This window comes from Sphingobacteruim zhuxiongii (genome assembly GCF_009557615.1).
GTDB lineage: Bacteria > Bacteroidota > Bacteroidia > Sphingobacteriales > Sphingobacteriaceae > Sphingobacterium > Sphingobacterium zhuxiongii.
In genome coordinates this window covers 697,396-718,520 of sequence record NZ_CP045652.1, presented here as the reverse complement: position 1 = coordinate 718,520, position 21,125 = coordinate 697,396, and the positions used below count along the sequence as shown (strand labels likewise).

Genomic DNA, 21,125 nt, shown 5'->3' with positions numbered 1-21,125 from the left:
TTATTAATACTCATCAAATCTAATTCCAAACCCGACTTTCCTCAAATAAACTAAATAAAAACGACAAAATGACAGAAAAAGTGCGCTTCGTTACTATTTAGCATGAAGTAATTCTATTAGTGAAACAATCTAGGGATAGGTATGTTTGGTATTGCTGATACGTTAATGACCGATAAAAAACATGCGTGCTACGATTAAAAAAACAAGAGCCACCTTTAAAGGCGGCTCTTGTTTTTTTTGATATCCCTTTTATCCAATTTGAAACATCAAATTGTTCTCTTCAATCATCTTCCGCAAATTTGTGAGCGCATAACGCATTCTACCTAATGCAGTATTAATACTCACTTCGGTGATATCTGCAATATCCTTAAAGCTCATATCACAGAACAGGCGCATTATTAGCACTTCTTTCTGATCGTCAGGCAGCAATTGTATAATTTTCTTTAAATCTACATCGCGCTGTGTCTTCACCATCTTCGTTTCGACACTGTCGTCCGAAAACTGTAAAACCTCAAAGATGTCGAAGCCATCATTATTTACAATATTTGGCGCTCGTTTCTCCCGACGAAAATGGTCGATTACCATATTATGGGCAATACGCATCACCCAAGGTAAAAACTTACCCTCATCATTATAACGACCAGCCTTTAAAGTATTGATCACCTTAATAAAAGTCTCTTGAAAGATATCCTCTGCGAGATATTGATCTTTTACCTGATGGTAAATAGACGTATAGATTTTAGTTTTATAGCGTTCTAATAAAACTTGTATTGCTCTTTCTTCGCCTTTAACGTACGCTTGAACCAGTTTCTGGTCACTCTTTTTATTCAATAGTTTCATAATTATTCCTCCACAAAAATGCTAGAGTATCTGCTATGTACTTACAATATATTATTTAAGCGTATTCGTGTTTCGATAGGCGTTTTTATATTTTTTTAATAAACCAAAGAGAATAAAAAATGCTGAGTATTCAAAAAGTTACGATTGATTTTAACATTTCTTCACATTAATCAAACGAAACAAAAATGGCTCCAAACTTATCGTTTAGAGCCATTTTTATGTAAAATATATACTTATGTTACTTGTACAAAGGAAATTGAGCCATCATCTCTTTAACTTTACCATGTATACGATTAAGCGCTGCTTCATCGTTTCTACTAGTTAAGGCCTCATCGATAAGCTCTCCGATTTGAACAATTTCCAATTCACCGATTCCACGCGAAGTAATCGCAGCAGTACCGAAACGAACTCCAGAAGTAACGAATGGAGAACGTGTATCGAAAGGAACCATGTTCTTATTTGTCGTAATTCCAGCTAAACCTAATACCGCTTCTGCTTCTTTACCTGAAATATCTTTATTTCTAAGGTCAACTAACATTAAGTGGTTATCTGTTCCGCCAGAAATGATTTTATAATCTTTCTCTACGAAAAACTGAGCTAATGCCGCAGCATTCTTTTTCACTTGTTTGATGTAAGTTAAGTACTCATCAGAAAGTGCTTCACCGTATGCAATCGCTTTCGCAGCAATTGTATGCTCTAAAGGACCACCTTGTGTACCTGGGAATACCGCTAAATCCAATAATTGTGTAATCGTACGGATCTCTCCTTTTGGAGTTTTAATACCCCATGGGTTTTCGAAATCCTTACCAACCATGATCATACCACCACGAGGGCCACGCAATGTCTTGTGTGTTGTTGTTGTCACAATATGACAATGTGGAAGTGGATCATTTAACAAACCACGAGCGATTAATCCTGCTGGGTGAGAAATATCAGCAACAACTAGTGCACCGATTTCATCAGCAACCTTACGAATACGTGCATAATCCCAATCACGAGAATAAGCCGATGCACCACAGATAATTACTTTTGGTTTTTCTGCGCGTGCTGTTTCTTCTAATTTTTCGTAATCAATTAATCCTGTATCTTCTTTTACACCATAAAATAACGGTTGGTATAATTTACCAGAGAAGTTTGCAGGAGAACCGTGCGTTAAGTGACCGCCATGAGAAAGGTCGAATCCTAAAATCTTATCACCAGGTTTCAAAATTGCTAAAAACACTGCAGCGTTTGCTTGCGCTCCAGAGTGAGGTTGAACATTTACCCATTCTGCACCAAATAATTCTTTAGCGCGATCGATAGCGATAGTCTCGATTTTATCGACAACTTCACATCCACCATAGTAACGTTTTCCTGGAAGTCCTTCAGCATATTTGTTTGTTAATACTGAACCAGCAGCTTCCATAACCTGCTTGCTAACAAAGTTTTCCGAAGCGATTAGCTCAACACCTTCTTCTTGGCGTTTTAGCTCTTCGGCAATAAGATTAAAAATGGATTGATCTCTTTCCATGATTGGGAATTTTTACAATTTTAGAATTATCCGCAAATATAGATAATATCAAAGAATTGGACTATCAATTACTTAACTTTTATTATTTATTTTTCTTTATTATGATATTGCTAAGCATTTAGCTCTTTTTTCAACAAAATTTGTGTTTGCAAGTTCAAATTTTCACTTTTCTGGCTCGAGTAAGCTAAAATAGTTTCAACAAAGCTATCGACTGAGCGTGTTTGACTCGCTGTATTGCGTATTAAATCGATGGTATATTTCTTTAATTGAAGCACAGCTAACCATGCTGTATCGCTAACGTATAATTGTTGCGTATAATTATGTTCAAATTCCGCATCAATATCTGCAATTAATACCTGTTGAAATTGATCGGCACTTAACTCATTTGAATAATTGCGTTGCATAACCTGTTGTACATCCATACGATGAATCAGCAGCAAGAGACGCTCATAGGCTGAAGTTCTCAATGTTTCCTTACCGACCGCTTTAGGACGTTTCATAACATTTAATCCCACCAAAAAACGTTCGATCTTTGGCCAAGCCAAGCGAAATGCGAGAAGTAAACCTGCAAAAACACCAAATGCTACTACAAATAATGACTTTATAAAATCGATTAATTCTGGGCTCAAACTCATACTGTTACCTGATTGTCAAAAATGTCGTGAATATTAAATAATGGCTAAAAATATGTAATTTTGTCAAACATTTTATACGAGGAAAGGATATGGCATCAGATAATTTAACAGCGGTAGCTCCAGTAACTTTAACCGAAGGTGCATTAAATGAACTTAAAAAATTGATCGACCAACAAGAAATCAGTGAAGATTTCGGTCTTCGTGTTGGCGTTGAAGGTGGCGGATGTTCGGGTATGAGCTATATTTTGGGTTTTGACCAAAAGAAAGATGGCGATACAGAATATGATATCCACGGGATTCGATTATTTATGAATAAAGCTCATGGCTTATACCTAGCGGGAATGGAAATTGATTTTAAAAATGGTTTAGATGCGCGGGGTTTTACTTTCAACAATCCAAATGCAACAAGCACTTGTGGTTGCGGAAGTAGCTTCTCATCGTAAACGACTATTTTTTCTATAAAAAATTCAAAAGGTGTTCATATGAACACCTTTTTTTTTCTGTCATTTAGGCCCAGCAACCTCCGATATAATCCATAAAGCGGAGACTCCAGAAAACTCCCATTAGCTTTTTACCAATCGCTTTTCTGTCTTAATTCCTGAGAGCTGAATACAAGTCTGAATAAATCCCTTTTTTCAGTAAGATAGACTTCGCTCGTATCAAACCCAATTCACTCCCCTTTCACATCCCTTTCACTTCCCTTTCAAGCTCGACTTCTATGGGCTATGAAACGATTCAATTTAGGCGTTGATTTAGCAATCTTCAGTCGAATGATCTCATCAACATCACCCAAAACTTTTTACGTTTTGGCTCAGCTATGCAGAAAAAGTCCAAAAAGTAGAAATATCTAGGTTCTCGAAGTAAAATAGTACATTGGAGTTACGATATGCTATTTTTCCTTTCCTTTAAAATCACTAAATTAGCGACCTTTAAAATAGAATAAGAACTCGTGATGTATAAGGAATATAAGCAGTTAAACTTACCAGAAATCGGCAAAGAAGTATTGAAACGTTGGGAAGCGGAGAACATCTTTGAGAAAAGTATTGTTAATCGTCCGGCGAGTAAGCCATACACATTCTACGAAGGACCTCCTTCGGCGAACGGTATGCCAGGTATTCACCACGTTATGGCCCGCGCTATTAAAGATATTTTCTGTCGTTACAAGACTTTAAAGGGATTTCAGGTAAAACGTAAAGGTGGATGGGATACCCATGGCCTTCCTATTGAATTAGCTGTTGAAAAAACCTTAGGCATTACCAAAGAAGATATCGGTAAAAAGATCAGTGTAAAAGAATATAATGACGCTTGTCGTAAGGAGGTCATGAAATACACCGATGTTTGGAATGATTTGACAGAGAAAATGGGCTACTGGGTAGATCTAGAACACCCATACATCACTTATGAAAATGAGTATATCGAAACCTTATGGTTCTTATTAAAAGATCTATACAAAAAAGGATTACTTTACAAAGGTTATACCATCCAACCTTATTCTCCAGCTGCGGGAACTGGTTTAAGTTCTCATGAGCTTAATCAGCCAGGAACATACAAAGACGTAAAAGACACAACGATTGTTGCTGAATTCCGTTTAGATAAAGCTCAGATTCATCCGATGATGAGCAGTTTAGTTGATAGCGAAGAGGAAGATGTTGTATTTATCGCATGGACAACAACACCTTGGACTCTTCCAAGTAATACAGCCTTGGTAGTCGGAAAGAATATCGATTATGTTAAAATAAGAACATTCAACCAATATACAGGCGCTCCTGTATCGGTTATTCTTGCAAAGGCTTTAATCAGCAAACACTTTAAGGCAGAAGGACAGCAGGTTTCTTTCCAAGACTATAATTTCGGTGACAAAGTTATCCCATGGGAAGTTGCATCAGAATTTAGAGGCGAGGAATTAGCCGGATTACGCTATCATCAGCTAATGCCATATATTACATCGGACGAGCTTGTTGAGAATGCGTTCCGCGTGATTATTGGCGACTTTGTGACCACTGAAGATGGTACAGGTATCGTGCATGCTGCTCCGACCTATGGTGGAGATGACTTTAAAGTTGCACGTGAAAACGACGTACCTGCGATATTGGTAAAAGACGAAAACGGCAAAGATGTTCCGACGGTAGACCGCACAGGTCGTTTTATCAAAGAAATCACTGATTTCGCTGGCCGTTTTGTAAAAGAAGAATACTATTCTGCTGAAGAACGCGCAGACAAAGACTTCCGTCCTACCGATGTATTAATTGCAATTAAGTTAAAAGAAGAAAACAAAGCTTTTGACGTTAAGAAATACGAACACACTTATCCACATTGTTGGAGAACAGACAAACCAGTCTTATATTATCCATTAGATAGTTGGTTTATTCGCACAACAGCTTTGAAAGATGAGCTAGTCGCTTTAAATAAAACAATCAACTGGAAGCCAGAAGCTACCGGTTCGGGTCGTTTTGGAAATTGGTTAGAAAACTTAGTAGATTGGAACCTTTCACGTTCTCGCTATTGGGGTACACCACTTCCAATTTGGCGTTCAGAGGATGAAAATGAAGAGATCTGTGTGGGTTCGATGCCAGAACTAAAAGCTTTATTAGAAGCAGCTGTTCAATCTGACGCCCTATCCGCCGAAGAAAAAGCTGTAAATCAATCCTACTTAGATAAGTTTGGTACAGATCAACTTGATTTACACCGCCCTTATGTAGACGATATTATCTTGGTTTCCGAGGCTGGACAAAAGCTATATAGAGAACCAGATTTAATTGATGTTTGGTTTGATTCAGGCGCGATGCCTTATGCCCAATGGGGTCTTGACTACGATAAATTAGAAAAAGGTGAAGCCTTACCATTTAAAGAGGAGTATTTCTCAGCATTCCCTGCAGACTTTATTGCAGAGGGGGTTGACCAAACTCGTGGTTGGTTTTTCACATTACACGCCATCTCAACCATGGTACGTGGATCTGTTGCTTTCAAGAATGTCGTATCAAATGGACTTGTCCTAGATAAAAATGGAAATAAAATGTCCAAGCGTCTGGGGAATGGTGTTGATCCGTTTGCGACAATAGAAAAATACTCAGCTGATGCTACTCGTTGGTATATGATTAGCAATGCTGCTCCATGGGATAACTTGAAATTCAATGAAGAAGGGTTAGATGAGGTTCGCCGTAAATTCTTCGGAACCTTATACAATACCTATGCATTCTTTGCATTATATGCGAACATCGACAAGTTTAACTACTCCGAGGCAGATATTGCTTTCGATGAGCGCCCGGAAATTGACAGATGGATTATTTCATTGTTAAATAGCTTAAGCAAAGAAGTAGATGAATATTATGCAGATTATGAGCCTACGAAAGCCGCACGTGCGATTCAAAACTTTGTGGATGAGCATTTGAGTAATTGGTATGTTCGTTTGTGTCGTCGTCGTTTCTGGAAGGGTGAATACTCTACCGATAAGATTTCTGCGTATCAAACGCTTTATACCTGCTTGGATACGATTGCTAAGTTAATCTCTCCAATTTCTCCGTTCTTTGCCGATCAGTTGTATTTAGATTTAAATGCAGTTACCAATAAAGAACAGTTTGAATCTGTACACCTTGCTGACTTCCCTGCTTATCATTCAGAATTGGTTGATAAAGCACTAGAAGAACGCATGGCTTTAGCGCAGGACATTTCTTCCCTTGCTTTATCACTACGTAAAAAGTCTGGAATCAATGTTCGCCAACCATTAGGAAAAATACTAGTACCAGTTTTAGACAATGCATTTCAAGAGAAAGTAGAACGTGTAAAAGATTTGATACTTTCTGAGACAAACATCAAGGATATCGAGTTTATTACCGACACTACTGGAATCATTAAGAAGAAGATTAAGCCGAACTTTAAAGCTTTAGGTGCGAAGGTTGGGAAGGACATGAAAACCGTTGCTGCAGCGATTCAAGCGATGAGTGCTGAGCAAATTAGTGAGCTGGAAATAAATGGTAATATTACGTTAACTGGCACGGAATATGTTATTAGCAGTGAAGATGTAGAAATCATCGCAGAGGATGTTGAAGGGTGGCAGGTTGCCAATTTAGGTCGTTTAACAGTTGCGTTAGACGTTCATATCAGCCCGGATTTGAAAGATGAAGGTTTGGCACGCGAACTAATTAACCGTATTCAAAACTTGCGTAAAGACAAGGGATTTGAAGTTACTGATCGCATTGTGGTTACCTTAAGTCAAAATACTGAAATTCAACAAGCTGTAGAGAATAATTTCTCGTATATTTGTACGGAAATTTTGGCTGACGCCCTTAAAATCGACAATTCGCTGGCTATAGGGGAACCTATTGAAATCGATGGTAAGAATTTATTGCTATTAATCGAAAAAAATTAAAGTATGGGAAACACAGAAAAAACTAGGTACAGCGATGCTGAATTGCAAGAGTTCAAAGCAATAATTCTTGAGAAGTTACGTATAGCGCGCGAAGAGTTGTCATCATTGACAAAATCATTAAGCAATAGCAATGCGAACGGAACTGACGATACAGCAGGCACTTACAAGACACTAGAAGACGGTTCTGCAACCTTGGAGAAAGAACAAATAAACCAATTGGCTGCGCGTCAAAAGAAATTTATTGATAATCTTGAAGCGGCTTTAGTACGCATTGAGAATAAGACCTACGGCGTTTGCCGTGAAACGGGAAAGCTTATCCAAAAAGAAAGATTAAAAGCAGTTCCTCATACTACTTTGAGTATTGAGGCGAAGAACAAACAATATTAAGCACAAGATTAGCTCCAATGGTCTTTGTATTCACAAAGACCATTTTTATGTATTATGAAAGGATATACCAAGCCATTATTACTGATCACCATTATTTTATTAGTTGACCAAATTTCGAAGATTTGGGTAAAGCTGAACATGACAATCGGTCAAAGCTTCAAAGTTATTAGCGATAGGGTCATGATTCAGTTCATTGAAAACCCAGGTATGGCTTATGGCATGGAATTCGGCGGTGAATACGGCAAATTATTTTTAAGTGTATTTAGAATTATTGCGGTTGCCGGCATTGGTTACGGATTGGTCTACATGGTGAAAAACAAATACAACAGAGGCTTTATTCTCAATGTTGCTTTGATATTCGCAGGTGCTTTAGGTAATATCATCGATAGTGCATTCTATGGCTTAATCTTTAGTGAGAGCACGCCTTACCAAAAGGCAGTATTATTTCCAGATGGAGGTGGTTACGCGACATTTCTACACGGTTATGTAGTGGATATGTTCCATCTACCGATTTGGAAAGGAACCTTTCCTACTTGGTTCCCTATATGGTCCGGTGAAGAATTCGTCTTTTTCCGACCAATCTTCAACGTTGCAGATTCTGCAATCTCCATTGGTGTATTCTTAATTCTGATTTTCAACAATCGCTATTTCAAAGAAGAGCATGTTGAAAAACATGATGTGAATAATGAGGTGGTAGAAGACTAATTTCAGTAAAATAACGGAAAGTTAACCCATTCAGGCTTAGCAGTTTTATCATTTAATGTATATTTGGAGCATGAGAACGATTCGAATTCTATGTTCTACATTAGTTTGCCTATTTCTTGTCGGCTTAGTTTCAACTGTCGCTGCTCAGGTCAATCCTAAAAACCTGAAAAAGCATATTCAGTTCTTGGCTTCAGATAAGATGAAGGGTCGCGAAACAGGCCGTCCCGGATCACATAAAGCCGCAGATTATGTAGAAAAACACTTCAAGAAATATGGCCTAATACCTAAGGGAGAACAAGGCTATAGGCAGACCTTTGAAGCAAAAATACGACGTGTAAAACTCGCAGATTCCATTCGTCAATCTGACAATATCATTGGATTTCTAGATAACAAATCGCAATATACAATTGTTGTTGGTGCGCACTACGATCATCTAGGATATGCGGAGATTGGGGGGAGTCGTGACTCTTTGGGCGTAGGCAAATTGCACAATGGTGCAGATGATAATGCTTCGGGTGTTGCTGGTCTATTGGAATTAGCTCGCCACTATGCGACAAACAAAGAAAAAGAAACCTTTAATATCTTGTTTATTGGTTTTGGCGCTGAAGAACTAGGTTTAGTAGGCTCTCGTTATTTCACCGAACATCCAACTATTCCCCTATCAGCAATTCATTGGATGTTGAATATGGACATGATTGGTCGCTATCAAGAACAAAATGGACTTGCAGTTATTGGTTACGGAACCAGCAGTGCATTTCCAAAAATCTTTCAGGGTTTGAAGAGTACGATAAAATTCAATTTGAGTAGAGATGGTAATGGCGGTTCTGATCAAACTTCCTTCTATAGAAAAAACATCCCTGTCTTATTCTTCCATACCGGTGGACATGAAGATTACCATAAGTCGACGGATGATGAACCTAAAATAGATTACAAGGCATTAGAAGCAATTTTACGATTGGAAATCGAGGTTATAGATCAATCAATGAAGCAAGATAAGATGGACTTTCAGTGGACCAATTAACATGGATAAGAAACGCATATTAGTCACCGGATCGAACGGCTTTCTGGGCCATAAACTAACGGAATACATCCTTCAGCATCCCGATTACGACCTTTGTTGTACTTCGGCATCCATAAATAGAAATCCTCAAGATACAGGTTACCGTTTTGAACAACTCAATCTAGTTGACTTAAAAGGTTTAGCCTCCCTCGTTGAAGATTTTAAACCAAGCCATATTATTCATAGTGCAGCACTCAGCAGTGTTGAAGTTTGTGAGAATGACCCTGAATTGTGTCAAGCAGTCAATGTTCGTTCTGCCGCCTTTTTGGCGGAGCTTTGTAAGGAGCAAAATATTCATTTAACATTCCTTTCGACCGACTTTGTTTTCGATGGTCAGGAAGGGCCATACAGCGAAGACGCAACCTGTAATCCAATCAATGCTTATGGACAAAGTAAATTAGATGCCGAACAGGCAATACTAAGTTCTGGATGTTCAGCAGCCATATTGAGAACAATTTTGGTTTACGGCGTAATTGCAGATAAAAAACGTTCTAATCTTGTGCTCTGGGCAAAGAATAAACTTGAAGCGGGTGAAGCTATTAAAGCCGTTAGCGATCAGTGGAGAATGCCGACATGGGTTGATGACTTAGCTAACGCTTGTTTATTGGCTATTAAGCAAGATGCTAAAGGCATTTATCATATCTCAAGCGACACTTTATACAGTGTCAAAGAGGTGGTCGAACAAGTTGCTGATTTTTGGAACCTAGATAAATCACTTGTTGGATCTGTTTCTGCAGCAGAAATTGGACAGGCAACAAACCGTCCGCGAAAAACGGGGTTTATATTAAATAAAGCTATACGGGAATTGGGCTATCGTCCAACACCACTAAACGAGTCGTTCGAACGTATCGAGCAACAGATAAAAGAATTAGAAAAAAGAGATGAACGATAATTTCGCTAGAGAATCCTATACGGAAATGAATGAATTAGTGCTCCCGAACGATACCAATACATTTGGTAATCTAATGGGCGGACGCTTATTATATTGGATGGATATTTGTTCAGCAATGGCTGCTCAAAAGCATTGTAAAAATCAGGTCGTAACCGTATCTGTAGATAATGTATCGTTTAAGCGTTCTATTAAGTTGGGCGAGGTCGTGACGATTCAAGCACAAGTGACCCGTGCATTTAACACTTCTGTAGAAGTGCGCATGGAAATCTTCGCGCAAAACCTGCCTGAGGGAACTAAAGTCAAGTCCAATGAAGCCTACTATACCTTTGTATCCATCGATGAAAATGGAAAACCAAAGGCTATTCCTGGATTGATTCCGGAGACCGATGTCGAGAAGAAATTATTTGAGGAAGCACTTCAGCGTCGCGAATTACGCCTACTGTTAGGTGGCAAATTAAAACCCGAAAACGCAAAAGGCATTAAGACATTGGTTGAGCTATTCAACCATGCTATTTAAGGGGGCTAGTCCCCCTCTACTATTCCTCTTTTGGGGAGAATAATCCTCAACAGCGTTTTAAATCCGGTTTCTGCTAAATCGAGTTCAATGATATGCAGATGAGCGATAGGAGAACTGTAATTATCATTAATCATCTTTAGCCGGTCTTCTATACCCTTTATCCCGAAAGATGTGCTTTTAAAACTTGGTTTATTGGCCATTTTCGAACTTGAGAATCCAATTCCATTATCGCGAATATCAATAATCACTTCCACATCTTGCTGGTATACTCGTAGATGAATCATTCCCTTTCGATCTTGAAGATGACGAACACCGTGATGAACAGCGTTTTCTACCAAAGGTTGAATTAACAATGAAGGTACTTTCGTTTCCTCGGCCTCAATTTCAGGATCTACATCAATTTTAAACTCAAAGGCTTGATCAAATCGAGATCGTTCCAATTCTAAGTATAATTTCACTAGCTGTAATTCGGATCTCATACTGACGATGGAGAACTGAGAGTTTTCCAATACAATACGGCTTAAGCTTGCGAATTTTTGTATCAGCATCGAGGCATTCTTACTATCGTTTTCTACCACATACGCCTCAATCGAATTCAAAACATTGAAAATAAAGTGTGGATTCATTTGTGAACGAATAGCTTTCAGTTCACTTTCATAAAGTTTTTGCTTAAAATCCTTCGCTATTTTCTCTTGCTTTTCTCTTTCGATGTCTATCGCTTGTTCTTGTATTTTCTGCGCTTTCAACGCGAGTTCTTGCTCTAATTTTGAACTGTAAGAAAGCTGCATTTTATTAATCAACTTCTGTTGTTTTATGCGATATAAAAAGAAGGAAATGATAGCGGAAGAAATTAGAAGAACTAACAATGTTTTAAACCACCAAGTCAAATACCAATACGATTTGAGCGTAACATATACCACCGCATTTTGTGTTGACCAGTTACCCATACCATCGTCTACACGAACTTTAAACTTAAAGTTGCCCGCGGGCAAATTACTATAAAAAGCTTGCAAATCTTCTCCAGCAGGAATCCATTCCTTATCAAAACCTTCCAACTGATAAGCATATTTTAAGCCGGCTCCGAGTTGCTGGCGATCCGATGAAAAAGCAAATGAAAAGCTATTTTCGAAAGCTTTTAACTGAACGACATCAGCCATTAATCGATGCGTTTGATCTTGATTCAATACCGACAATTTACTGATCACTGGAATAGCCGTTATACGGTCACCGGCATAAACATCCGCTAGATTTCCTGTGATTAAACCTCTCGAGGTTGTCCAAATCAATGTCTTATGGTCAATAAAAAAGCCTGTTGTATTTATCGACTTATCAGGGTATACACCTCTCCCATCCAATAAATGTCGAAATGACTGTTTTTTTTGATCGAACAACATCACGCCATCAAGTGCCTTAACCCATAGAGAGCCCATGCGATCTTCCTTCATATCGACAGCATATAGCCAAGGAAATGCATTACGATCATAATAGTGTGCAAACTCAAATTCACCGCCCTCATTTTCAATGATTCGACCAATACCTGAAGCAGCACTTGAAAACCAAAAGTCTCCATTTTGCGTGGTGTAAAACGCGAAAATGGTATTGGAAAGCAATTCTCCCTTCTTTTTCCCTTGAAAATAGGACTTAAATCGTGGTGATTCCTTGTCCAACAAACGTAAAGCTCCAAATCCATCCATCCCTAACCAAATTCGACCTTTAGGGTCCTTCCCTACCGTAATCACTTTATGATCGGGCAAACCTGCATCTTTACTATATAACGCGATACTTTTTTTATCAGGTACATACTTGTATAGTCCGGAGTTCCAGGACCCGATCCATAACACTGGAACCGTCGAAATGGTATCTGGAATAATCGTATTACAATCTGCTTTTCGAAAGGCATAAGAATTACCATCGATGGGCAATGCTTTTAAAATCCGCTCCGAACGACTAAAAACATAAACGCCATCCTCGAATGTTGAGAAATAAAGCTTACCTCCAATTCCAGTCATCACACTGATTCGGATATCTCCTATTGGATAGGATGAAATTCGCCGGTAATTGGAATCGAGTTGACCAAAATAATGATCGGTACGATACCAAAGCTCCTCTCCCCAGGCTATAATTTTTAAAATTGCTTCTTCCTTTTTCGATATCGGAATAAGTGTGTTAATCTTATTTCTCACTGATGAATAATAGAATAATCCTGATTCCGTCCCCAACCAATAACCATCTTTAATCGGCAGTATTGTTTGCACTCGACTAGGCTTCGGAAGGATCGGCATCAAATCATCCCAATGGATAGAATCCATAGTATTCGTTGTTAAATCTAAGTTCCAAAGACCTTTTGCATTATGACCAATCAACAATGAATTCGCTTCTGGCCAATAGGCAAGTGCTGAGATAAAATTATCGTAGTACTCTTTGTTCTTTCCTAAACCAAGAATGGATTTTCTCAATTGCTTTGATTTCGGATCGTAGGATACCAAATCATAATCGTAGTAGCCTAAAAAAACACGGTTATTGACAAAGGAAATTCCGGTTGCACCATTCTCCCCCGCATTCTTTAAATCGACTTGAATACATTGTTTAGACTTTGGATTGTACTGTATAAAACCATGATAGCGTGTCCCTAGCCATAGATTCCCTTCACGATCCTCTCGAATGCTATAGATTGTTAAAGGTTCTACCGTATTGATTCCTACCATTTTGATCTGTCGAACCTGCCCAGTCTTAGGATTCAGCACTTGCAAATCTGTTTCTTGCCCTCCAAAATAAATTAATCCAGAGGAGGAGAGTACAACATCATAGAAATTCGTTTTAATCAACTTTTCAGCCCCCGCAATCGCATGAAATTGTTTCAACGACTCATTGGCAGGTTTGGAGCGATCGTAGCACAGAAGCCCTCTATCATTCGTTGTTATCCAAATCCTGTCTTCCCGATCGATGGCTAGTGTTCCCAAATAATTAGAATAGGTACTCGTCCCTTGCTGAAAAGGAACATGGGTAAATCTAGTACCATCAAAATATGCTAAGCCATGCTTGCTCGTCAACCAAAGAATCCCCGCACTGTCAACAGCCAAACCATTGATCGAATTACTCGGTAACCCATCCTGCTCGGAATATTGAATAAAGTTGTGAATCCTTTGCTGCGCGACGCTACAAAAAGCTGATACGACGATGAGAAATAGAATCGAAAAAATAGGCTTGACTACTATCATGCGGCATATTTAGGAGAATAAGCGATCCATTAACAATTGCTTTTTGCTGGATGAAACTTCCAATTCTGCCCCATCTATGGTTTCCAATTGTCCTCCATCTCCTTTACGGTATTTAACGACGTAATCTAAGTTGACAATGACACCTCGGTTTATTCTGAAGAAATTAGGGTTATCTAATAATAGTTCATATTCTTTCAGGGTCTTAGAAACAATGATTTTAGGTTGATTTATCAGATAAAATACGGAATAATTACTCATTGCTTCGACACGAAGTATATCCTCTCTCTTTATCAAATGAATACCTTCTGCGGTTGGCAATGCAATGCGTGAACTATTGATTTTTAAGGATTGGGCATCCATTTTTCGCAATTCAAGCTTTCCGTTAATTCGCTTTTCTAACTTCGTAATAGCCTTCTCAAGCTCATCGTGATCGACTGGCTTCAATAGATAATCCAGTGCATTTGCCCGGAGTGCATCCAAGGTGTAAATGTTATATGCTGTAACAAAGATGACCTCAAAGTCGAATTGACCCAGGGATTCTAGAAATTGAAAACCATTCATAATGGGCATTTCTACATCTAAGAACAGGACATCAGGCTGTTGTTCGACTATACACGACAAGGCTTTCGTAGGATCATTAAATATCGAAACTACCTCTAAAATCTTAGAAAATACTTGAAGCTTATGTTGCAAAAGACTGCTTCCTTTTAGCTCATCGTCTAATATTACCGCCCTTATCATAATTGGTTTAATTGCAGTTAATGATCACTCAAGATAAAAATAAATCATTTAGGAAATGAAATTGTTTTTAATGAGTGAACAAGTAAGTTGAATGTGTAAATCAATCGTATTGATGATTTTATTAAAAGAGAAAGCGCTTCCAATTGGAAGCGCTTTCTCTTTTAATATTTTATTTCTTTGGATTGTTACATCGATTATTGACCTAGCTCAACTAAACGATCGAACTCTTCTGCTTTTAAAGGCATTACCGACAAACGACCTTGTTTTACAAGAGCAATATCCTGTAATAATGGATCTGCTTTAATCGTTTCCAATGTTACTGGAGTCTTAAAGGATTCAACCGGCGCTAAATCCACGACTACCCAACGCTCATCGTCGGTCGTTGGATCCTGATAAAATTCCTTAACAACTTTAGCTATCCCCACAACTTCTTTACCTTCGTTACTATGGTAAAACAGCACTAAATCTCCTGTTTTCATTGCTTTCAGATTATTTCTTGCCTGATAGTTTCGGACACCATCCCAGAAGGTCTCACCATCTTTATTAAACTGTTCCCAGCTATATTTAAAAGGTTCAGACTTTACGATAAAGTAGTTCATGTATTGCTAATCGTTAGTTTTGTTGTTCTAATATCTCCATTTTATCCGCATAGTGTGCGCAGTAATCACGTAAATCTGCAATTACCTTTTCAGCCATCGGATCACCTCCAGAGGCACGAATAAAAGAATCTGCCATCGTTTGTAAAGTCTCATAAAAGAAACGTTTCATTTCATCATAAGGCATATCCTTAGTCCATAAATCAATACGAAGGGTATTTTTATATTGAGCATCCCATAACGCTAAGAACATTGCCTTCGCTGGTAGCTCTTCTGCGCTTTGACCATCAGAAGAGGTCCATTGAATACTTTCAGGCACGTTTGTTTCATCCAACGTCACATTAAGCTTTATTTCCGCTTTTTTCATATCTAAAACTGTAATTTAATCAAAACTGTTACGATGCCAACAATAACCATAAATCCAATTTGCATGGTCCATAAACGTTGAACATCTTTTATCCATAAGCGAAAAAGAATATCCACAAACACCAATAAAACTGATAATATAACAAGCCATACCCACGAAAACAAAGGCTCCCCTTCGTTCCCCAACTCCGAGATTGCCCAAACAAGCACACAGGCTAATGTTATATTCAGCGGTGTTAGTTTCATTTTCTTTTTCCCGGTTTACCTGTTCCTTTTTTTACAGGCTTCCCCGATTTACCTTTATTCGGACGAGCACCTGAAGCACGTGCAGCTGCCGCCTTTATCACATATTTCTTTTCATGGAAAGCTCCTTTAAATTCAGGATCATCCTTTTTCTTTTGGGTGTCAATCTCCCTAGCAATTGCCTGCTTCTCTTCAAAGCCAGTTTTTTCAATAGCAACGTCATCTGGAATGTTATATACAGGAATCGATTGACGAATTAACTTCTCAATTTTCTTTACATTGTATTCTTCAGAAGGACTTGCAAAAGTAATTGCATCACCAGTATTAAATGCGCGTCCAGTTCTTCCAATACGGTGAACGTAATCTTCTATAACAATTGGAACATCAAAATTAAATACATGTGAAACTTGAGAAACATCCAATCCACGGGCAGCAACATCCGTCGCTACTAGAATTCGAACATTTCCCTCTTTAAATGCATTAATAGAATTAATACGTGTATTCTGTCCTTTATTCGCATGGATTACCCGAACCTCATCTTGAGCATACTTCCGCTCTAGAAAAGAGAAAATCTGATCCGCAACAACCTTCGTCCTACAGAACACGATAATACGACTAAAGTTATCACCATCCTTTAAGAAATGCTGTAATAGATTTAGTTTCGTCTTTAAATTGGGAACATAATAGAGGGATTGAACTACCGTCGCAGCAGGAGTTGCTTGCTCGCTAACTTCAATTATGGTTGGAAACGCAAGAAAATCACCTGCAATCTTTCTAACCAATTCACCCATGGTTGCAGAGAACAACAGGTTTTGACGTTTCCGTGGAACGACTTCTAAAATCCTATGGATCTTACCAATAAAGCCCATATCCATCATCTTATCAGCTTCATCAAGAACTAAGAACTTCAAAGACTTTACATTGATATCTCCCTCGAGATATAAATCTAAAAAGCGTCCAGGTGTAGCAACAATAATGTCACAACCTTTCGCTAGAAGTTCTTTTTGAGTCTTTGGGCCTAAACCACCATAGAGCAAGACCGTTCTTAAATCAAGATAGGCGGAAAATAAACGAATATGTTCTTCAATTTGCATGGCCAACTCGCGAGTTGGACTTAAAATCAATGCTCTAGGATCATTTCCCTGTGCATACTTTAGCTTCATCAGCATCGGTAATACAAAGGCGGCAGTCTTTCCTGTACCTGTTTGAGCAACGCCCATCACATCTTGACCCGCGAGTATGGGAGTGATTGCTTTTTGCTGTATTTCTGTAGGCGTGGTGTAGCCTGCTTCCGCTATCGCATTTAATAGCTGTCTATTTAATTTAAAGTCCTCGAATGATGCCATTGCGACAAAGATAGGGAAAAGCTAGCACATGCTTGTGTATGGATTTCCTGACAAATCATTTTGATATACGAGCAAATTCCAGCAAATTTGTCAATTACAAATAAGGTTGATATGAAAAAAATAGGTTTACTAATTGTACTGGCATTTGTTAGTACCTTCTCGTTCGCTGACGAGGGCATGTGGTTTTTAATGCACTTGAAGCGCCTTAACGAGGCAGACATGCAGAAAAAAGGATTACAACTTACTGCAGAAGAAATTTACAGCATCAATAATTCCAGCTTAAAAGATGCCATTGTTCAATTCAATGGTGGATGTACTGCGGAGATTGTTTCTGGATCAGGTCTAGTATTTACGAATCACCACTGTGGTTATGGTGCAATCGCAGAATTGTCGACTCCGGAACACGATTATTTAACAAACGGTTTCTGGGCGAAAAACTACGCTGAAGAACTAAAACCAAAATCATTATCGGTTCGTTTCTTCGTTCGCATGGATGATGTTTCTAAACGTATCTTAGGTTTAGTAAATGATAAAATGTCGGAAAAAGAGCGCGAAAAAGTAATTAATCAAGAAATTGCTAAGATTCAAGCTGAGAATAGTGAGAATGGTAAATACATCGTCTCCGTTCGTCCTTTCTATAACGGCAATGAATATTATTATTTCGTTTATCAAGATTATACAGACGTACGCTTAGTAGGTACCCCTCCAAACAGCATTGGTAAATTCGGTGGAGATACCGACAATTGGGAATGGCCTCGCCATACTGGTGACTTTTCTATCTTCCGTGTATATGGAGATAAAAACGGCAACCCAGCAGAATATTCGAAAGAAAATGTTCCATTAAAGCCAAAATACTTCCTTCCAGTTAGCATCAAAGGAGTTAAAGAAGGTGACTTTTCAATGATCCTAGGTTACCCTGGACGTACAAACCGTTGGATGAACGCCGCAGGTATTGATCAAAATGTAAAATTCGCTTATCCAGCTTGGGTCGAAGCATCTAAAACAGGGATGGACGCGATGAAAAAATACATGGATAAAGACCAAGCTGTTCGTATTAACTACGCATCTAAATATTCGGGTGTTGCCAATTACTGGAAAAACAGACAAGGTATGATCGATGCATTAACCAAGCATAAAACAGCGAAGGCTAAAGCGAAACAGGAGAAAAAATTCGACAAATGGGCAAATAAACCAGCTAATAAAGAACAATACGGTGATGTTATTTCGACAATCAACGCTTATTATGCTGCGACCAACGAAAAAGCAAGACATGACAATTATTTAACTGGCATGCTACGTTCATCTACTTTTGCTGCATTACCGTACAGCCTTGGCTCTGCGTTAATCCAATATGCAAATGAAAATGAAGCGAAACGTAATGAAATGAAACCGCGTCTTGAAGCTTACATCAATGACAACTATGAGGGTGTATATATTCCATTAGAAGTTGACGTATTGGCTGATGAATTGAACTTATATGCTGCTAAAGGAGGACAAATTGCACCTTCAATTCGTCAAATGGCCGACAAAAATTCCGGTAATTTCCAAGCCGATATTCAGTCAGCTTTTGAAAACAGTGTATTTGGATCAAAAGAGAAATTAAACGCTTATTTAGCTAATCCTGATGCGAAAAAAGTTGAAACGGATCCATTATTAGCTATTTCTACAGCTTTGATGAATAAATACCGTGAATCGAGTCCAGAGACTGAAAAGCTAACAAACGATTTCCAAGCAGCATCTCGCAAATATATTGCTGGTGTATTAGCAATGGATCCAAATGGAAAATACTATCCGGACGCAAACTCTACATTACGTTTAACTTACGGAACAATCAGAGCATTACCTAAAGATAAACGTAACGATGCAAAAGTGAATAATTACACGACCTTAAAAGGTACAATTGCAAAATATAAACCAAACGATGAGGAGTTTGATCTTCCAAAACGTTTAATGGAATTATACGAAACAAAGGATTATGGACGTTATGCAGATAAAGCTGGACACCTACCTGTCAACTTCCTTAGTGATCAAGATATCACTGGTGGTAACTCAGGATCGCCTGTTTTAAATGGAAAAGGTGAATTAATTGGCTTGGCTTTTGATGGCAACATCGAGGCTATGGCTGGCGATGTAATCTTTGATCCAAAATTGCAGAGAACTATATCCGTAGATATCCGTTATGTTCTTTTCGTGATTGATAAATTTGCAGGTGCGCAAAACATTATTGACGAGTTAAAGATTGTAGAGTAATATTTAAGCAAAAGGGTTTTAAACACAAAAAAAAGCGCATAAATTAGCTTTGTTTACATTCCTTTTGTATATTTATGATATCTTAGAGAATTAATTAAGAAAAACTAAAATTATATTAATTAAAAAAATGGAAAACTACACTAAATTAAAAGAGCTAGTAGCTTCAATCGAAGCTGATGCAGAAAAATTCTTTAACAACGGTAATTCAGCTGCTGGAACTCGCGTTCGTAAAGGTTTACAAGACATCAAAACTTTAGCACAAGAAATTCGTAACGAAGTTACTGCTAAGAAAAACGACGGTAAGAAATAATCGACCCGTTTAGAAAATAAAAACCTGAATCATATGATTCAGGTTTTTTTATTTTAGAGCTTTCGACATCCTGTCTAAGAAGAAGCTTTTATTCCCGATAATCCGTGTAAATCAAATAAGAACCGTAAAGTAATAGATTTCCAATCATCTACCCCAACTACAGGTAGTTCTATATTCTCGGAATAATTCTTTAGGTATCTTTCAAGGGTACTCAATAACATTAAAATCCAAACGCTCTCGACTTAGTCCTTCTGTAAATTCCATTGAAATACCGCAAATCGTGTTACTATAAATGGCCCCTCGTGCGCTGCTTTACTTAGTGATAGGTTTCTATATTCGTGTAAAAACCGATTAAAGCATCATGGCTGCAAAGAAAAAGCCGAATTGTTTGTCCGATAACCATTGCCCAATGATCTCCTTCATCTTTTTTCTGGTCTGCTCCCGCGTAACAGCAGAGCTTTTCTTCTTGATGAGGTTATCGCTTACTGTCGCCCCAATCGTCTCAACTTTGGAGGCATACATATTAAAATTCTGCTCTGGGACAACAAGACCTAGTATCATACCGGGCAAACCATGTAGACTACTCGGACTACTCGCGAGTGGTATTTGTTCCGTATAGAATGCTACCACATAGACAGAGTCCAATGTAACGCCGTTTGCGCGTCTACAATCGTATCCCGCAATATTCCTATACTCATTTGTGATCTTCCACTTAACATTCGTTAGCGAGTCTGAAATAGCTATTGGTGAGCCTCCTATTTCTAAAGTCATCGATGTTTGCTTTGTCGCCAAATTTTGGTAGATCTTCGTTCCGTAATCTAGAAAACCGAATCGAAGTAATTGGGCAATCGCCGCAGGTTGTTCTTTGGCCAACGGCTCTACAATCGACTCACTCCCGGCAAAAGTAAGCTTACGCTGTAATACAGCTGTCTCTGGCACCTTATCAAGCATTTCTTCAAAAAACTTGCGTTGAAAGTCGCCATCTTTCATTAAGCTTATTTGTCGACGTAGCATATTTTTAACATGCACTGTTTTATCGTATGTGATAATACCTTGTTCTGGAAAGAATGCATTCTGGGCATAAGTTTGCTGTAATCCCAGAACTAGTAACAATACAATAGTGATATAATATTTCATTTTCAT

General features: G+C 38.4%; 19 protein-coding genes. 9 read left to right on the top strand and 10 right to left on the bottom strand.

Translation table 11 applies throughout. The features are described from left to right. Positions 1-249: 249 nt before the first annotated feature. The 3 genes from GFH32_RS03075 to GFH32_RS03065 form a co-directional block, all read right to left on the bottom strand. Positions 250-840: an RNA polymerase sigma factor gene (locus GFH32_RS03075; protein WP_153509682.1), complete on the bottom strand. Its 591-nt coding sequence runs from the start codon at positions 838-840 to the stop codon at positions 250-252. Positions 841-1,078: 238 nt separating this feature from the next. After that, complete coding sequence (locus GFH32_RS03070) at positions 1,079-2,350, bottom strand: serine hydroxymethyltransferase (RefSeq protein ID WP_153509681.1); 1,272 nt, start codon at positions 2,348-2,350, stop codon at positions 1,079-1,081. Positions 2,351-2,460: 110 nt separating this feature from the next. Beyond that, the gene (locus GFH32_RS03065; RefSeq protein WP_153509680.1) at positions 2,461-2,985 is read right to left on the bottom strand and encodes a DUF7935 family protein; all 525 of its coding nucleotides are present in this window, start codon (positions 2,983-2,985) and stop codon (positions 2,461-2,463) included. 89 nt (positions 2,986-3,074) lie between these two features. Between GFH32_RS03065 and GFH32_RS03060 the strand changes: the two genes are divergently transcribed. From GFH32_RS03060 to GFH32_RS03030, 7 genes are all read left to right on the top strand, one after another. After that, positions 3,075-3,428, top strand: coding sequence for a HesB/IscA family protein (locus GFH32_RS03060; protein WP_153509679.1), 354 nt, complete (start codon positions 3,075-3,077; stop codon positions 3,426-3,428). A gap of 509 nt (positions 3,429-3,937) precedes the next feature. Continuing rightward, a complete protein-coding gene (gene ileS, locus GFH32_RS03055) occupies positions 3,938-7,351 on the top strand; it encodes an isoleucine--tRNA ligase (protein ID WP_153509678.1) in 3,414 nt (1,137 codons plus the stop codon). Between the two features lie 3 nt (positions 7,352-7,354). Beyond that, positions 7,355-7,738, top strand: a complete 384-nt coding sequence (locus GFH32_RS03050) for a TraR/DksA family transcriptional regulator (protein WP_153509677.1) — start codon at positions 7,355-7,357, stop codon at positions 7,736-7,738. A 54-nt stretch (positions 7,739-7,792) separates the two neighbouring features. After that, positions 7,793-8,443 carry a lipoprotein signal peptidase gene (locus GFH32_RS03045; RefSeq protein WP_153509676.1) on the top strand — a complete coding sequence of 217 codons (651 nt, stop codon included), beginning with the start codon at positions 7,793-7,795 and terminating at the stop codon, positions 8,441-8,443. Between the two features lie 70 nt (positions 8,444-8,513). Further along, a complete protein-coding gene (locus GFH32_RS03040; RefSeq protein ID WP_153509675.1) occupies positions 8,514-9,464 on the top strand; it encodes a M20/M25/M40 family metallo-hydrolase in 951 nt (316 codons plus the stop codon). A 1-nt stretch (position 9,465) separates the two neighbouring features. Beyond that, positions 9,466-10,395, top strand: coding sequence for an SDR family oxidoreductase (locus GFH32_RS03035; RefSeq protein ID WP_153509674.1), 930 nt, complete (start codon positions 9,466-9,468; stop codon positions 10,393-10,395). Further along, a complete protein-coding gene (locus GFH32_RS03030; RefSeq protein ID WP_153509673.1) occupies positions 10,385-10,912 on the top strand; it encodes an acyl-CoA thioesterase in 528 nt (175 codons plus the stop codon). The genes GFH32_RS03035 and GFH32_RS03030 overlap by 11 nt, the downstream gene beginning before the upstream one ends. Positions 10,913-10,917: 5 nt before the next feature. On the opposite strand, the gene GFH32_RS03025 is transcribed toward GFH32_RS03030, so the two are convergent. The 6 genes from GFH32_RS03025 to GFH32_RS03000 all read right to left on the bottom strand — a co-directional run bounded on the left by GFH32_RS03025 (position 10,918) and on the right by GFH32_RS03000 (position 17,422). After that, positions 10,918-14,130, bottom strand: coding sequence for a sensor histidine kinase (locus GFH32_RS03025; protein ID WP_153509672.1), 3,213 nt, complete (start codon positions 14,128-14,130; stop codon positions 10,918-10,920). Positions 14,131-14,139: 9 nt separating this feature from the next. Further along, positions 14,140-14,871 (bottom strand): LytR/AlgR family response regulator transcription factor, encoded by a 732-nt coding sequence (locus tag GFH32_RS03020; protein WP_153509671.1) that lies wholly within the window; start codon positions 14,869-14,871, stop codon positions 14,140-14,142. 194 nt (positions 14,872-15,065) lie between these two features. Further along, positions 15,066-15,470, bottom strand: a complete 405-nt coding sequence (locus tag GFH32_RS03015; RefSeq protein WP_153509670.1) for an EVE domain-containing protein — start codon at positions 15,468-15,470, stop codon at positions 15,066-15,068. A gap of 13 nt (positions 15,471-15,483) precedes the next feature. Then, positions 15,484-15,834 carry a gliding motility protein GldC gene (gene gldC, locus GFH32_RS03010; protein WP_153509669.1) on the bottom strand — a complete coding sequence of 117 codons (351 nt, stop codon included), beginning with the start codon at positions 15,832-15,834 and terminating at the stop codon, positions 15,484-15,486. A 2-nt stretch (positions 15,835-15,836) separates the two neighbouring features. Then, a complete protein-coding gene (locus GFH32_RS03005; protein WP_153509668.1) occupies positions 15,837-16,079 on the bottom strand; it encodes a hypothetical protein in 243 nt (80 codons plus the stop codon). After that, entirely contained in the window at positions 16,076-17,422 is a 1,347-nt protein-coding gene (locus tag GFH32_RS03000; protein WP_153509667.1) for a DEAD/DEAH box helicase, read from the bottom strand. The genes GFH32_RS03005 and GFH32_RS03000 overlap by 4 nt, the downstream gene beginning before the upstream one ends. Positions 17,423-17,533: 111 nt before the next feature. Between GFH32_RS03000 and GFH32_RS02995 the strand changes: the two genes are divergently transcribed. Both GFH32_RS02995 and GFH32_RS02990 read left to right on the top strand, forming a co-directional pair. Continuing rightward, positions 17,534-19,672 (top strand): S46 family peptidase, encoded by a 2,139-nt coding sequence (locus tag GFH32_RS02995; RefSeq protein ID WP_153509666.1) that lies wholly within the window; start codon positions 17,534-17,536, stop codon positions 19,670-19,672. Between the two features lie 127 nt (positions 19,673-19,799). Further along, entirely contained in the window at positions 19,800-19,982 is a 183-nt protein-coding gene (locus GFH32_RS02990; RefSeq protein WP_153509665.1) for a histone H1, read from the top strand. Between the two features lie 351 nt (positions 19,983-20,333). On the opposite strand, the gene GFH32_RS02985 is transcribed toward GFH32_RS02990, so the two are convergent. Continuing rightward, a complete protein-coding gene (locus GFH32_RS02985) occupies positions 20,334-21,125 on the bottom strand; it encodes a GLPGLI family protein (RefSeq protein ID WP_153509664.1) in 792 nt (263 codons plus the stop codon).